Here is a 14,149-nt window from a genome sequence, read left to right on the forward strand (position 1 = left end):
GGACGGGGGTTCGGCATGGCTGACTTCCTCCCCGAGCTCCGCCGGGCGCTGCCCCGGCTCGCCGAGGGGCTCCTGGTCACGGTGGAGGCCACGGTGCTCGGCGCCGCGCTCGCCCTGGTCCTCGCGTACGCCCTCGGCCTGCTGTCCCGGTCGGCGCGGCTACCGGTACGCGGTGCGGTGCGGCTCGTCGTGGAGTTCTTCCGTGGCACCTCGCTGTACGTACAGCTCTTCTGGCTGTTCTTCGCGCTGCCGATGGTCGGTTTCCGGCTGGAGCCGCTGGCCTGCGGCGTGCTCGCGCTGGGGCTGAACTTCGGGGCGTACGGCTCCGAGGTCGTGCGGGGCGCGGTGGCCGCGGTGCCCCGGTCCCAGACCGAGGCGGCGATCGCCCTGGGCATGGGTCCCGTGCTGCGCCTGCGGCGCGTCGTGCTGCCGCAGGCGCACGCCCTGATGGTCGCGCCGTTCAAGAACCTCCTCGTCCAGCTGCTCAAGGCGACGCCGCTGCTCTCCCTGGTCACGGTCCCGGATCTCACGTTCCAGATCGACCAGTTGCGCTCGTCGACGGGCGCGACGGCCGCCTCGTACCTGCTGCTCCTGGGGCTCTACTTCGGCCTGGCCGTCGTCCTGAGCCTCCTCATGAACGCCCTGGAGCGGGCCGCGAAGGCCCGTCTCGGGCAGGAAGGAGGGGCCTGATGTGGGACGGGGAGGCGGCCCGCGCCGCACTGCCGACCGTTCTCGAGGGCTTCGGCGTCACCCTGGTCGCGACCGTGCTCGCCTTCGTCGTCGCGATGGTCCTGGGCCTGGCGCTCGCCCTGGTGCAGCGCGCGGGTCCCCCGTGGCTGGCGCTTCCGGTGCGCGGGGCGGCCGGGTTCGTCCGCTCGACGCCGCTCCTGGTGCAGCTGTTCGCGGCCTGGGTGCTGGTTCCGGGGCTCGACGCGCCGACGCTCGGCGTCCTGGTCCTCGGCGTGCACTACGCCACGTACCTCTCCGAGGTGTACCGGACGGGCATCGACGCCGTGCCGAAGGGGCAGTGGGAGGCGTGCACGGCGCTGTCGCTGCCGCGCCGGCGGGTGTGGCGGGCGGTGGTGCTGCCGCAGGCCGTCCGCAACGTGCTGCCGCCGCTGGGCAATTACGCGGTCTCCATGTTCAAGGAGACACCGCTGCTCTCGGTGATCACCGTGCACGAGATGGTGCACGAGGCGAACACCTTCGGCAGCACCCACTTCGCCTATCTGGAGAGCTTCACCCTGGCCGCCGTGGTGTTCCTGCTCGCGAGCTGGCCGACGTCGGTGCTGATACGACGACTGGAGGCGCGCCTTGCGCACTGAGGAGACCGCGGACATCAAGGACACCGGGAGCACCATGGGGGCGAGCGCCACCACCGGCCCGGCCGTCCGCTTCGACCGGGTCACGAAGCGGTACGGGGACCACACCGTGCTCGACGGTCTCGACCTGGAGGTCGCCCTGGGGGAGCGCGTGACGCTGATCGGCCCGAGCGGCTCCGGGAAGACCACGATCCTCCGGCTGCTCATGACATTGGAGCGGGTGACCGACGGTGTCATCCATGTGAACGGAGAACCCTTCTCCCACATGCCGGGCAGAGGGACCGGGACACTCGTGCCGGCGAGCGAACGTCATCTGGCCGCGCGACGGCGGCGGATCGGCATGGTCTTCCAGCAGTTCAATCTCTTCCCCCACATGAGCGTCCTCGAAAACGTCGTCGAGGCGCCCGTGCACGTGCTCGGCGAGAGCCGGGAGGAGGCCGGCCTCAGGGCCCGGGGCCTGCTCGACCTGGTCGGGCTCTCCGACAAGGTCGACGCACGGCCGACCCGGCTCTCCGGCGGCCAGCAGCAGCGGGTGGCCATCGCCCGCGCCCTCGCGATGCGGCCCGAGATCCTGCTCCTGGACGAGGTGACCTCGGCGCTGGACCCAGAGCTGGTGGCGGAGGTGCTGGACGTGCTGCGGGACGTCGCCCGGCAGACCGACATCACCCTGCTGTGCGTCACGCACGAGATGGGCTTCGCCCGGGACGTCTCGGACCGGATCCTGATGTTCGACGGCGGCCGGATCGTCGAATCGGGACCGGCCGACGAACTCCTGGACGCGCCCGCCGAGCAGCGCACCCGGGCGTTCCTGAGTTCGGTGCGCTGAAGGGGGCGCGCCGGCCGGAGTGCACGGCCCGGCGAGGGCCGGGTCGTGCACTCGGGTCAGCCGTCGGCGCCCGGCTCGACCGTGACCATGCCTTCCCGCAGCCGGTCCAGGCTCCGGGCGAGCAGCCGGGAGACGTGCATCTGGGAGACGCCGATCCGCTCGCCGATCTGGGTCTGGGTCAGCTCCTCGACGAAGCGGAGGTGCAGCAGCAGCCGGTCGCGCGGGGCGAGGGCCTCCACCAGCGGGGCGAGGGTGTGGAACTCCTCGAAGAGTTCGAGCGCGGGGTCCTCCTGGCCGATGAGGTCGGCCAGGGCGGCGTCCTCGTCGTCGCTGTCGCCGCCGGCGATCGTGGCGTCCAGGGAGGTGGAGTGGTAGCCGTTGGCGGCGACCTGGGCCTCGACCACCTCGTCCTCGGACAGGTCCATGACGGGTGCGAGCTCCGCGATGCGCGGGGCCCGGCCGAGCCGTGAGCTCAGTTCGTCGGTCGCCTTCGCCAGCTCCACCCGCGCCTCCTGCAGGCGGCGCGGGACGTGCACCGCCCACGTGGTGTCGCGGAAGAACCGCTTGATCTCGCCGACGATGTAGGGCACGGCGAAGGTGGCGAACTCCACCTCGCGCGACAGGTCGAAGCGGTCGATGGCCTTGATGAGGCCGATCATGCCGACCTGGAGGATGTCCTCCCGCTCGTCACCCCGCGCGCGGAACCGCCCCGCCGCGTAGACCACGAGCGACATGTTCATCTCGATCAGGGTATTCCGGACGTACTGGTGGCCCTCCGTGCCCTCCTCCCGTGCCGCCAGTTCGCGGAGGAACACCTTCGACAGGGCACGCGCGTCGCGGGGCGGAAGCTCGTGCGGGGCTTCCAGAACAGGCAGTTCCTCACCCGTACCGTTCGTCAGGTACGTCACGTTCGTCACGTACGTCGTCGTCGTTTCGGCCGGATCGGTCCGCACGGGGACAACCTCCTCTGGCTCACGGTCCGTTCAGCGGTCCCGGTTCTCGTACCCCGGCTTCCCCGGAGCACTCCTCGGCGGTGGCCTGCCGTTTCCTCCGCGGCGGATCAGGGGGCCGCCGGGGCGGGTTCGCCGTCCGCCGGCCGGTCGGGGCGGTGCTCCGGGAGCGCGTGGAGGCGTACGGCCCCGGGGCCTGCCGTGCAGTGGCGTTCGGCCCAGCCTTCGAGGGCCGCGCGGCAGGCGTGGTCGAGGTGGTGGAGTCCGGAGAGGTCCAGTTCGACCGGGCGGTCGCGCGGCAGCGCTTCGAGCAGGTCGAGCAGCTTCGGCAGCCGGAGGAAGTTCGCGTTCCCCGACAGGCTCACCCGGGCCGGGCCGGCGCCTTCGTCGGTGCGGTCCACGCGGACGTGGGAAAGGTCCCAGGCGGCCTTGGCGACCGAGAGGACGAGTCCGATCAGCACCCCTTCGAGCATGTTCACGCTGACGATCGCCACGGCCGTCACGACGAGGACGAGCGCCTCCCCGCGGTGGCCGTGCCACAGCGTGACCACTCCCCTGAAGGGGATGAGCTTCCAGCCGGCGTGGACGAGGATGCCCGCGAGCGCGGCGAGCGGCACGTATGCGAGGGTGCCGGGGAGCAGGGAGGCGAAGAGCAGCAGCCACACCCCGTGCAGGACCCGGGCGGCCTTGGTTCTTGCTCCCGCCTGGGCGTTGGCCGCGCTGCGGACGATCACTGCGGTCATGGGCAGGGCTCCGAGGAGCCCGCAGCCCGTGTTGCCTCAGCCCTGGGCGAGCAGTTCCTTGTCGTAGTCGGTGCGTGGTCCGTCGTGCAGCCGGTCCACGGCCGCCGCGCCGAAGAGCGACTCGGCGGAGGCGATCAGGACGAAGGCGAGGACGGTGCCCGGCAGGGCGAGGTCGGTCAGGGCGGCGAAGTCGTCGGCGCTGGGGACGCGGACGGCGTTCAGGACGCCGCTCACCCGCACGGTCGCGATCGGCAGGTCGAGCAGAGCGGTCGCGCAGGTCCGGGCGAGACCCCACGAAAGGGCCCGTGCAAGGTCATACCGGCCCGAGGTGTCGATTTCGGGCGACTCCTCGCGTCTTCCGGCCGGAAGCAGCCGGAACTTGACCCGATCCCCCACGGGGAAGGCGCCCGGGGGTGCGGCACCGCAGGGCGCATCCGGACCCAGGCGCCCGCTCACGCGGACGGAAGGAGGCGAACGGCGCCCACGCGGGGCGCACGCCAGGTGATGCAAGGGGTGACTCGACGTGTCCTGCCGGTGACGTGCGGGGGGACCTGGCGGGCCGGGGCGGCGCTCACCACCAGTAGGCGGGGTACCTCGGTGCTCGACGCCGGATGCGGGACGCGGCGTACGCGGTCAGCACGAGCAGGACCGTGGACCCGAACAGCAGGGGTACGAACCTGCCCGGCGCGGGCGCCTGGAGCACGATGACGACGGCGGTCGCGCAGGCGGGTGAGTGCGGGGTCCGGGCCAGCGTCGTGAGGGCGAGGGTGACACCGGCGGCGAGGGCGGCCGCCCATGCGCTGCCGTGCGCCGCGGCGGCGACCGCGTACCCGGCGGCGGCCCCGAGGAGGTGGCCGACGACCACGCTCCGCGGCTGGGCCAGCGGAAGCGCGGGGGCGCAGTGCACCAGCGCGGCGCTGGCGGCGAGCGGTGGTATCAGCACGGGCTCGTGGATGGCGGCGCCGATCGCGACGAGCGCGAGCAGGGCGGCCGTGGCGGCGCTGACGTTGTGGACGGCTGCCGCGGGCGCAGGCCGGGCCGGGGCGCGCCCGGCCATCCAGGGCAGGCGCGGGCGCCGGCTCCGGGAAGCGGTGTCGTCGGGGGTGGCCGGGTCGGGGCGCAGGGCTGTGTCGGTACTCATGTGATGCGGGGTTTTCCGGGGCAGGCGGCCGTGCGGCCGGACGAGACGGGAGGCGGGCTGGTGGTCGTACGGGAGGACCCTGTGGTCGACAGTCGGCCCGGCCTCGCGCCTGAGCCTGGTGCGGCGGCGCAACCTCGCACCACTCTAACCAGCGGGTTCGCGGCGGCGCGGGCGGGGGGCGGGCTCGCCCGGTCGGCGTAAAATGAGGCGGGTGAACGCACTCAGGTACGAGCTGGTGTTCTCCGACGGCAAGGGTTCGGCCCGGGACGTCGTGGTCGTCGAGCGCACCTCCTTCAAGGGCTCCGGCGGTCATCCCGTCTATGCCGACCCCACCGGCATCATCCGGGCGGAGATCAGCGACCGGGACGAGGTGCGCATCCTCGCCTCGGGCGGGCACCAGCAAGCGGCGCAGCACGTCCTGGCCCGCCCCCTCCCCGACGGCGACTCCTCCGATCCCGGCGATCCCCCGAGTGCCTCGGCCCCCGCGTTCTGAGTCCGCACCTCCACCGGGTCCTCATGCGTTCGGTCGCGTCGAGTAGCCCGGCGGCGCGGGGGTGAGCAGGCTGGGGGTGGCCCCGTGAAAGGCCGCCCCCGTGTGCGAGGAGACCGCTGATGGCCGTGCCCGATCCCGCTGCGCCCGATGCCGCCCCGTACCGGTACGACGATCTCAGCGCGCTCTATCTCAACTGCACGCTCAAGCGTTCCCCCGAGGTCAGCAACACCGAGGGGCTGATCGAGCGCAGCCGGTCCGTCATGGAGGAGCAGGGTGTGACGACCTCGCTCGTGCGGCCCGTCGACCTCGACATCGCGACCGGCGTGTGGCCGGACATGGCGGAGCGCGGCTGGGAGACGGACGCGTGGCCGGCGCTGTACGAGCGGGTGATGGCGGCCGACATCCTGGTGCTGTGCGGGCCGATCTGGCTCGGCGACAACAGCTCCGTGATGAAGCGGGTGATCGAGCGGCTCTACGGCTGTTCGAGCCTCCTGAACAGCGACGGCCAGTACGCGTACTACGGGCGGGCCGGCGGCTGTCTGATCACCGGTAACGAGGACGGCGTGAAGCACTGCGCGATGAACGCCCTCTACAGCCTCCAGCACCTCGGGTACACGGTGCCGCCCCAGGCGGACACGGGCTGGATCGGCGAGGCGGGCCCCGGCCCCTCGTATCTGGATCCGGGCTCGGGCGGTCCCGAGAACGACTTCACCAACCGCAACACCACGTTCATGGCGTGGAACCTGATGCATGTGGCCGGGCTGCTGAAGCGGGCGGGCGGCATCCCGGCGCACGGCAACCAGCGCTCGGTGTGGGACGCCGGCTGCAAGCCGGAGTTCCCGAACCCCGAGCACCGCTGACGCCACGGCCGCCTGTCGGCCGGGCATCGGCCGACTCCCGTCGCCGGAGGGCCGCACGTGTCACGGAGTGGGATCCATGCCACATCTTCTTGACGCGCACATGGAGGCCACTTAGCTTCGCCTTACCTAACCACCCCCCTTTTTTCGCCCGGAAGATCACTTTCATGCCAAGAGCCGTGCCACGTTCGCCCCGTCTCACCACCGCGACGGCGGACGTGGCGTCCGTACCGGCTTCCGGGCCGCCCCTGACACCGCAGCTCACCCCGGCCTGGCTCCTGGCCGCCGTCGGACTCCTCGCCACGGCGTTCATCGCGGGGGCCTGCTGGACGGCGGGGCACGTCCACGCGGACGGCTCGCTCCAGACGGTGGCCCGCTTCCTTCACCTCGCCTTCCTCACCGTGGGTTTCGGATCGGTGCTCGCCGTCGACTGGTTCGCCGTCCTGTGGCTGACCGGCCGACGCCCCCTCGCCGGCGTCCTCGACACCGCCTGCGCGCTCCAGACCCCGATCTGGGCCGGCCTGGGCGGCCTCGTCGTCACCGGACTCTTCCTCCGCCCCGACCTCGGATCCACGCTCACCCTCGTCAAACTCGGGCTGGTCGTGGCCGTCACCCTCAACGGCCTCTGGGCACATCGGCTCGGACAGCTCCTGGACGGGTTCCGGGATTCCGCCGTCCCGCGCGGGCTGCTCGTCCGCTCGGGCGTCGCGGCGACGGTCAGTCAGACCGGTTGGTGGGGCGCCTGCCTGATCGGTTTCCTCAACAGCCAGTCCTGAACCGGGTCATTCCGGCGGCCTGCCGGTCCCGGGCACCCCTCCCCGTTTTGGATTGTCGGAGGATCATCAATACGATCCGGCGATGATCACGAGAAAACGGCTGGCGACCGGGGCCTGCGCGCTGCTCGCCGCCCTGAGCGTCGCGCTCCTGCCGACGAGCGCGACCGCCGACGCGCCGGAGGCGAAGGAATCCCCCAAGGTCGAGCTGGTCCTCGACGTGAGCGGCTCCATGCGGGCCAAGGACATCGACGGCAAGTCCCGGATGACCGCGGCCAAGCAGGCCTTCAACGAGGTCCTCGACGCGGTGCCCGAGGAGGTCCGGCTCGGCATCCGCACCCTGGGCGCCGACTACCCCGGGCAGGACCGCAAGCGGGGCTGCAAGGACACCCGGCAGCTGTACCCGGTGGGCCCGCTCGACCGGACCGAGGCCAAGACCGCCGTGGCGACGCTCGCCCCGACGGGCTGGACCCCGATCGGCCCGGCGCTGCTCGGCGCGGCCAAGGACCTGGAGGGCGGTGACGCCACCCGCCGGATCGTGCTCATCACGGACGGCGAGGACACCTGCGCCCCGCTCGACCCGTGCCAGGTGGCGCGCGAGATCGCGGCCAAGGGCATCCACCTCGTCATCGACACCCTGGGCCTGGTGCCGGACGCCAAGACCCGGCAGCAGCTCACCTGTATCGCGGAGGCCACCGGAGGCACGTACACCTCCATCCACCGCACCGAGGAGCTCTCCCGGCGGGTCCGTCAGCTGGTCGACCGTGCCGCCGACCCGGTCGTCACCCCCGTGGCCACCGAGGGCACGCTGCGCTGTGCCGACGCGCCGCAGCTCAAGCCCGGTCTGTACACCGACCGCGAGTCCTTCGGCCAGCACCGCTGGTACCGGGTGGACCTGCTGCCCGGTCAGGAACTCCGCGCCTCCGTCAGCGTGTCGGCCGACCGTGCCGTCAACAACGACTACGGGGTGCTGCTGCGTGCCGTCACCCGCCACGGCCGGGAGATCGTCCGCGGCTCCGAGGCGGGCGACGGACGCACCGACGTGATCTCGACCGGTCTGCGCTACCCGAAGCCGGAGCTCGACGACGAGCCCGAGGACGGCAAGCCGGCCGCCGAGACGGTCTGTCTCCAGGTCAGCAACTCGTTCTCCGCTCCCCCGTCGGTCAAGACGACGCCGGGCATGCCGATCGAGCTGACGGTGGACGTCGTCGACGGCCCGTCGACGGCCTCGGACGTGGCCTCGTTCGGTCTCGGCCGCGGCTGGTGGCTGCTCGGCGCGCTGGTGCTCGCCGGCTTCCTGGCCGGTCTGGTCTGGGGCTGGCTGTCCCGCTGGCGCGTCGCTGTCTGGAGGACCAACTGATGCGTACCGTACGCACGCTCGCCACGGCCGCGCTCGCGGGCGCCGCTCTCCTCGGTCTCGTGGCTCCGGCCGCCCTGGCCGACTCCCCCTCCGCCTCGGCGGACCCGAACGACGACACCGCCTCGACCGCCGGGCCGACGGAGGCGGGCACCACCTTCCGTACCGCCGCGCGCTTCCTCCCCGGGCAGCAGGCCACCGCGCAGGCCGCCACGGGTGACTACCTGTACTGGGTGTTCCCGGCGGACACCGGGCAGCGGCCGACGGTGAACGCCACCGTCACCCTGCCCGACGCGGCCCTGCGGCACGGCTCCGCCACCTGGCGGATCGACGTGTACGACGGGCTCCGGCGGCGCCAGCCGTGCATGTACGGGACCCAGTCCCGTGCCGCGGCGAAGGAGACGGCGACCGTGCAGCTCACCTGTGTGCTGCGGCCGGTCCGCGCCTCGGCCGACGGCTGGTCGAACGACCCGCTGCCGGGCAGCTACTACGTGCGGCTGACCGCCGGCGCGCTGCCGGACGAGGACCTCGGCCAGCCGTTCACGGCCCGGCTCGGGGTGAGCACCGTCGACAAGGGCGGCGCCTACGCCACCGACGGCTCGCTCGCCGCGCCGCTCGTCCCCGGGGCGACGACGGCCGACCAGGCGGAGGCCGACGAGAAGGCCGGCCGGCCCTCCGCCGTCGAGGCCGCGGCCCCGGAGGACGGCTGGTCCTCCGGATGGTGGTCCGACCGCTGGCTCTGGACGGCGGCGGGCGGCATCCTCGCGGCCCTCGCGGGCATCGGCGGCTACAAGCTGACGCGTGGCGCGGGACGCCCGTCCCGCGTCCCGCCGGCCGTCTGACCTGTCCTCGGACGCACGAAGGCCCCCACCGCGCCGATGCGGTGGGGGCCTTCGTGCGTCCGTCCCGGCCCGGGACACGGCCCGGGGTCGGTCCGGTTCACCGGCGGGCCGGGAAGCCGTGGGCGCGGGCACCGGCCACGATCGCGACCACCGGCACGAGGAGGACGAGCACGCTCCAGGGCAGGGCGCCCGCGCCGAGGACGTCGAGCAGGACACCGCCGGCGATGCCGCCTGCCGCCATGGCCGCGTTCCAGAGGCTGACGAGCATCGTCTGGGCGGTGTCGGCGTGCTCTCCGCCCGCGTCGGCGACGGCCGTCTGGAGGAGGGTGGGCGCGCCGCCCCAGCCGAACCCCCAGAGCACGGCGGCCGTCAGGACGAGCTCGGTGCTCCCGGCCGTGACGGCGAGCACGGCGACGGCCACGGCGAACAGGACGGCGCCGGCGAGGGTCAGGGTCCTGAGCCTGCGGTCGATGTGCCGTCCGGTGAACCAGATCCCGGCGAGCGAGGCGGCGCCGAAGACCAGCAGGACGAGGCCGGTGGAGTCGGCGAGACCGAGACGGCCGAGGTAGGCGGCGACGTAGGTGTAGAGGATGGTGTGGGCCAGGACGAGGGTGAACGTGGCGGCCAGGACCGGGAGGACACCGGGCACCTTCAGGGTCCGGGCGACCTGGGCGCGCCCGCCGTGTGCCTCGCCGGGCAGGTCGGGAACGGCGAGGGCGATCCAGCCGAGGAGCCCGACGGCGATCACGGTCATGGCGGTGAACGCGACCCGCCAGCCCACCGCGTCGCCGAGGAAGGTGCCGGCCGGTACTCCGAGGGAGAGTGCCAGCGGGATGCCGGTCATGGCGACGGCGACGGCCCGGCCCTGGAGGCGCGGCGGGGCGATGCGACGGGCGTATCCGGCGAGCAGCGCCCAGGCGAGGCCCGCGGCGACCCCGGCGAGGAACCGGGCGCCCATGGTGAGGGCGTACGAGGAGGAGGCGGCCGTGACGGTGTTGGCGGCGGCGAATCCGGCGACCGAGGTGAGCAGGAGGCGCTTGCGGCGCCATGCGGCGGTGCGGGCGGCCAGGGGCACGGCGGTGAGGGCGGTGCCGAGGGCGTAGACGGTGACGGCCTGGCCCGTGGCGGCCTCACCGACGCCGAGGTCGGCGCTCATGGCGGGCAGGACACCGGCGGGGAGGGTCTCGGTGAGGCTGGTGACGAAGACCGCGGTGGCGAGGGCGAGCAGCGCGAGGAGCGGCAGCCGGCCGGACGGGGTGGTGGAGGCGGCGGGGGTCTCGGGGGCGGCGGGCGCTGCGGAACGGGCCGCCGCTGTCGTGTCGTTGGTCATGGATCTATGCTCGAACCCTCACATTGATGTGAAGGTCAAGCGAGTCCCTGGAGGGGGCGGCCATGCGGATCGGGGAACTGTCGGAGCGCACCGGAACACCGCGCCGACTGCTGCGCTACTACGAGGAGCAAGGTCTCATCGTCGCGGACCGGCTGCCGAACGGCTACCGGGTCTATGACGAGTCGAACCTGGACCGGGTCGTGCAGATCCGGGGCCTTCTGGACGCCGGTCTGCCGACCCGGATCATCAAGCAGATCCTGCCGTGCCTGAACAAGCCGCGGATCATCCATTTCCCGGACGCCACCCCGGAGATGCTGGCGACCCTGGAGGACGAGCGGGACCGGATGACCGAGCGGATCCGCTGCCTCACCCGGAACCGGGACGCGGTGGCGGAGTACCTGGACGCGGTACGGGTGAAGCCGGCGACGCCGTCCGCCTGACCGCGGCCCTCCGGGTCGTCCGTACGCTCCGGCGTCCGCCGTGCCGTTCGAGCGCGAGCGGCGGCCCGCGGCGGGCGCCGACGTGCTCGCCGGTGAGCACGTCGGCGACGGGGGCCCCGCCCGTGGCGGGGGGGGGAAGGTATGGGTGGCGCCGGAGGGCGGGCCGCCGGATCGGTCAGGCCATCCTGGCGGCGCCCTCCATCACCGCCTGCCGGATGCGGTGGTAGGTCCCGCACCGGCAGATGTTGCGGATGGTGTCCAGATCCGCCTCGGTGATCTCGCGCCCTGCCTCGCGGGCCCGGCGGACCTCCGCCACCGCGGTCATGATCTGGCCGGGCTGGCAGTAGCCGCACTGGGCGACGTCGAGGTCCAGCCAGGCCTCCTGCATCGGGTGGAGTTCGCTTCCGACGGTGTCCGGGAGGCCCTCGATGGTGGTGACCTCGTCGTCGGGGGTGAGGTCCTCGACGGGCACGGCGCAGGGCGTGAACGCCTTGCCGTTGAGGTGGCTCGTACAGGCCCGGCAGACGCCGACCCCGCAGCCGTACTTGGGTCCTGTGACGCCCAGGACGTCCCGGAGGACCCAGAGGAGCCGGACGTCACCCTCGACGTCGGCGGTGACGGCCTTGCCGTTCAGGATGAAGGTGTGCTGCGGCACGGATGCTGCTCCAGGTCTCAGAGGGCGCGGTCGCGGCCGTCGGTCGGCGAGGCGGGGACGGGCGGGACGGTCGGCAGGGGGGTGAAGGCGAGCGGGTCGGCGTGGTTGACGGGGAAGACCGTCGGCATCGTGCCGGTGGCCCGGCCGTAGGCACAGGCGACGGCCGCCATCGCGCCGGCGACCGCGAGTTCGCCCGCGCCGCCCGGCTTGTCGCCGGTCGGGGGCATGACGATGATCTCCAGCTCGGGCGGGGTGTTCCACTGCCGGGTGTAGAAGTACTGGTCCCAGCTGCCTTCGAGGAAGTGTCCGTCGCGCAGGTGGAGGCCGGACGTCAGGGTGAGGGCGATGGCGTCGGAGATGCCGCCCATCATCTGGGCCTCCAGACCGCGCGGGTTGACCGCGAGGCCGACGTCGACGGCGCAGACCACCTTGGTCACGCGTGGTCCGGTGACCGCCCCGGGGATCTTCCGCCCGGTGGTCTCGGGACGGCAGTCGATCTCGGCGAGCATCGCGACGGCGGAGTGGTACTCGGTGTGGACGGCGATGCCCTGCGCGGTGCCGGCGGGCATGGACCGGCCCCACTCCCCCACCTCGGCGACCTTGTCGAGGACGGCACGGGCCCGCGGGTCCTTCATGAGACGGCGGCGGAACGCGTACCCGTCCTGGCCCATGCGCTTCGCCAGTTCGTCCATGACGAGTTCCTGCGCGCAGCGCACGTTGGGCGAGTAGATGCCGCGCATGGAGCCGGTGTTGTAGCCCTTGTCGGTCTCGGAGAGCAGCTGGGTGGTGACGCCGAGGTGGTAGGGGCTGACCTGGGTGAGCTGGAACATCGTCTCGGAGAAGGCGAGGTCGCCGACGGGCAGCCGGGCCGCCTCGGCCGTGAGGAGCTCGCCGATGCCGTGCCCGAAGTCGGTGGCCACGGAGGTGTGACGCTGCTCGTACGTGAGGACCTCTCCGAGCGTGTACGTGGCGCGGACCCGCGAGGTGGACATCGGGTGCGTACGGCCCTGGCGGAAGTCGTCGGTGCGGTGCCACATCAGCTTGACGGGCTTGCCCATGGCGCGGGAGATCTCGGCGGCCTCGTGGGCGGCGTCGTGGAAGAGCTTGCGGCCGAAGGAGCCGCCGCCCTCGGTGACATGGACGCGGACGGCGGAGACGGGCAGGCCCAGCTCTACGGCGATCTGTTCCTGGGCGACGATCGGCGCCTTGAGCGACGCCCAGATCTCGGCGGAGTCCTCCCGGACGTCGGCGATCGCGCAGTTGGTCTCCAGTGCGGCGTTACTGGAGAAGTGGAAGGTGAAGCGGGCGTCGACCGCCTTGGTGAGCAGCGGCAGCGGCGGTACCACGAGCGGGAGTTCGGCCCGGCGGAGCTTCGCCAGGACGGTGGCGTCGGAGGCGCCCTCGGCGGTACCGGGCCCCCAGTCGACCCGGAGGGCGCGCACGGCGTCGACGCACTGACCGAAGGTGCGGCCGCGGACGGCGACGCCGGTGGAGACGGCGACGACGTCGGTGACGCCGGGCATGGCCCGGACCTCGGCGAGGTTGGCGACGGAGCGGACCGTGCCGTTGATGGTGGGCGGGCGGCAGACCATGGTGGGCAGGGCGTCCGCGACCTGGAGGTCCATCGCGAACTTCTTGCGGCCGGTGACCGCGTCCAGGGCGTCCACGCGGCGCTGTCCGGTGCCGACGACACGGAAGCGGCCGGCGTCCTTGAGGGTGACCGCGACGGCGGCGTCGGACACGGCCGCCGCCTTCACGGCGAGTTCGCCGTAGCCCAGCAGCGCGCCGGCCGGGGAGAGGACGGCGCCCGACTTGGTGGTGAGGGTGGAGACGGCCTCGCCGAGGACGAGGGAGGCGGCGCGCAGGAGCCGGCCCCGGGCGACGGCGGCGGCGACGCGGAGGGGATGGTAGGTGGAGTACGTGGTGTTGGAGCCGCCGGTCAGCTGGTTGAAGAGCAGCTCGGGCCGGGCGTCGGCGAGCGTCACCTTCACCTTGTCGAGGGGCAGGTCGAGTTCCTCGGCGACGATCATGGCGCTGGAGGTGGTGATGCCCTGGCCGACCTCGGCGCGGGGCAGGGCGAGGTGGGCCGTGCCGTCGGTGTCGAGGCGGATGGTGATGAGCTGACTGGTGGGAAGGGCCGCGAGGGTGAGCAGCTCGTTGAGGTCGAGGAGTTCGGCGGGTCCGGGCAGCGACGGAATGAGCGCCGGGGCCGCGGCGGCGGCCTGCCGGGGAGCGAGGGCCTCCGCGCCGAACTGGGCGGCGACGGTCAGGGTGGGTGCGGCGAGGACGTACCCGAGGAACCGGCGGCGGCTGGTGCCGCGCGCGTCGCCGCCTTCGGGGATCTCACGGGGGTCGGTTCCGTCCCCGGTGCCGCTCGTGGGGTGGTCGTCCCGCACGGGGTGCCGCCTCGCCATTCGGTG

14 protein-coding genes and 1 pseudogene are annotated in these 14,149 nt (G+C 72.9%); 9 read left to right on the forward strand and 6 right to left on the reverse strand.

The window, feature by feature from the left end:
• Positions 1-15: 15 nt before the first annotated feature.
• From ehuC to ehuA, 3 genes are read left to right on the forward strand one after another with little or no spacing between them, the layout of a single operon-like run.
• Entirely contained in the window at positions 16-690 is a 675-nt protein-coding gene (gene ehuC / locus OG514_RS34270) for an ectoine/hydroxyectoine ABC transporter permease subunit EhuC (RefSeq protein ID WP_266901391.1), read from the forward strand.
• On the forward strand, positions 690-1,325 hold the full coding sequence (gene ehuD / locus OG514_RS34275) for an ectoine/hydroxyectoine ABC transporter permease subunit EhuD (RefSeq protein WP_266901393.1): 636 nt from the start codon (positions 690-692) through the stop codon (positions 1,323-1,325). Before ehuC ends, ehuD begins: the two co-directional genes overlap by 1 nt.
• 34 nt (positions 1,326-1,359) lie before the next feature.
• Positions 1,360-2,148 carry an ectoine/hydroxyectoine ABC transporter ATP-binding protein EhuA gene (gene ehuA, locus OG514_RS34280; RefSeq protein ID WP_266902271.1) on the forward strand — a complete coding sequence of 263 codons (789 nt, stop codon included), beginning with the start codon at positions 1,360-1,362 and terminating at the stop codon, positions 2,146-2,148.
• 56 nt (positions 2,149-2,204) lie between these two features.
• On the opposite strand, the gene OG514_RS34285 is transcribed toward ehuA, so the two are convergent.
• The 3 genes and pseudogenes from OG514_RS34285 to OG514_RS34295 form a co-directional block, all read right to left on the reverse strand.
• A complete protein-coding gene (locus OG514_RS34285) occupies positions 2,205-3,056 on the reverse strand; it encodes an RNA polymerase sigma factor SigF (RefSeq protein ID WP_266902273.1) in 852 nt (283 codons plus the stop codon).
• A 152-nt stretch (positions 3,057-3,208) separates the two neighbouring features.
• Positions 3,209-4,105 (reverse strand): annotated as a pseudogene (locus tag OG514_RS34290) (SulP family inorganic anion transporter); the annotation flags it as partial.
• Positions 4,106-4,412: 307 nt separating this feature from the next.
• Complete coding sequence (locus OG514_RS34295) at positions 4,413-4,982, reverse strand: HPP family protein (protein ID WP_266901395.1); 570 nt, start codon at positions 4,980-4,982, stop codon at positions 4,413-4,415.
• Positions 4,983-5,184: 202 nt separating this feature from the next.
• Between OG514_RS34295 and OG514_RS34300 the strand changes: the two genes are divergently transcribed.
• The 5 genes from OG514_RS34300 (at position 5,185) to OG514_RS34320 (ending at position 9,304) form a co-directional block, all read left to right on the forward strand.
• Positions 5,185-5,475, forward strand: a complete 291-nt coding sequence (locus tag OG514_RS34300; protein ID WP_266901397.1) for a DUF6296 family protein — start codon at positions 5,185-5,187, stop codon at positions 5,473-5,475.
• A 119-nt stretch (positions 5,476-5,594) separates the two neighbouring features.
• Positions 5,595-6,335, forward strand: a complete 741-nt coding sequence (locus OG514_RS34305; RefSeq protein ID WP_266901399.1) for a flavodoxin family protein — start codon at positions 5,595-5,597, stop codon at positions 6,333-6,335.
• A 164-nt stretch (positions 6,336-6,499) separates the two neighbouring features.
• Positions 6,500-7,108, forward strand: a complete 609-nt coding sequence (locus tag OG514_RS34310; protein ID WP_266901401.1) for a hypothetical protein — start codon at positions 6,500-6,502, stop codon at positions 7,106-7,108.
• 82 nt (positions 7,109-7,190) lie between these two features.
• Entirely contained in the window at positions 7,191-8,465 is a 1,275-nt protein-coding gene (locus tag OG514_RS34315) for a VWA domain-containing protein (protein WP_266901403.1), read from the forward strand.
• Positions 8,465-9,304, forward strand: coding sequence for a hypothetical protein (locus tag OG514_RS34320; protein ID WP_266901405.1), 840 nt, complete (start codon positions 8,465-8,467; stop codon positions 9,302-9,304). The genes OG514_RS34315 and OG514_RS34320 overlap by 1 nt, the downstream gene beginning before the upstream one ends.
• Before the next feature lie 97 nt (positions 9,305-9,401).
• On the opposite strand, the gene OG514_RS34325 is transcribed toward OG514_RS34320, so the two are convergent.
• Entirely contained in the window at positions 9,402-10,634 is a 1,233-nt protein-coding gene (locus tag OG514_RS34325; protein WP_266901407.1) for an MFS transporter, read from the reverse strand.
• 62 nt (positions 10,635-10,696) lie between these two features.
• On the opposite strand from OG514_RS34325, the gene OG514_RS34330 reads away from it, so the two are divergent.
• Positions 10,697-11,074 carry a MerR family transcriptional regulator gene (locus OG514_RS34330; RefSeq protein ID WP_266901409.1) on the forward strand — a complete coding sequence of 126 codons (378 nt, stop codon included), beginning with the start codon at positions 10,697-10,699 and terminating at the stop codon, positions 11,072-11,074.
• A gap of 175 nt (positions 11,075-11,249) precedes the next feature.
• On the opposite strand, the gene OG514_RS34335 is transcribed toward OG514_RS34330, so the two are convergent.
• Complete coding sequence (locus OG514_RS34335; protein ID WP_266901411.1) at positions 11,250-11,729, reverse strand: (2Fe-2S)-binding protein; 480 nt, start codon at positions 11,727-11,729, stop codon at positions 11,250-11,252.
• Between the two features lie 17 nt (positions 11,730-11,746).
• On the reverse strand, positions 11,747-14,143 hold the full coding sequence (locus tag OG514_RS34340; RefSeq protein WP_266901413.1) for a molybdopterin cofactor-binding domain-containing protein: 2,397 nt from the start codon (positions 14,141-14,143) through the stop codon (positions 11,747-11,749).
• Positions 14,144-14,149 lie beyond the last annotated feature (6 nt).

The organism is Streptomyces sp. NBC_00572 (assembly GCF_026341815.1).
Classification (GTDB): Bacteria; Actinomycetota; Actinomycetes; order Streptomycetales; family Streptomycetaceae; genus Streptomyces.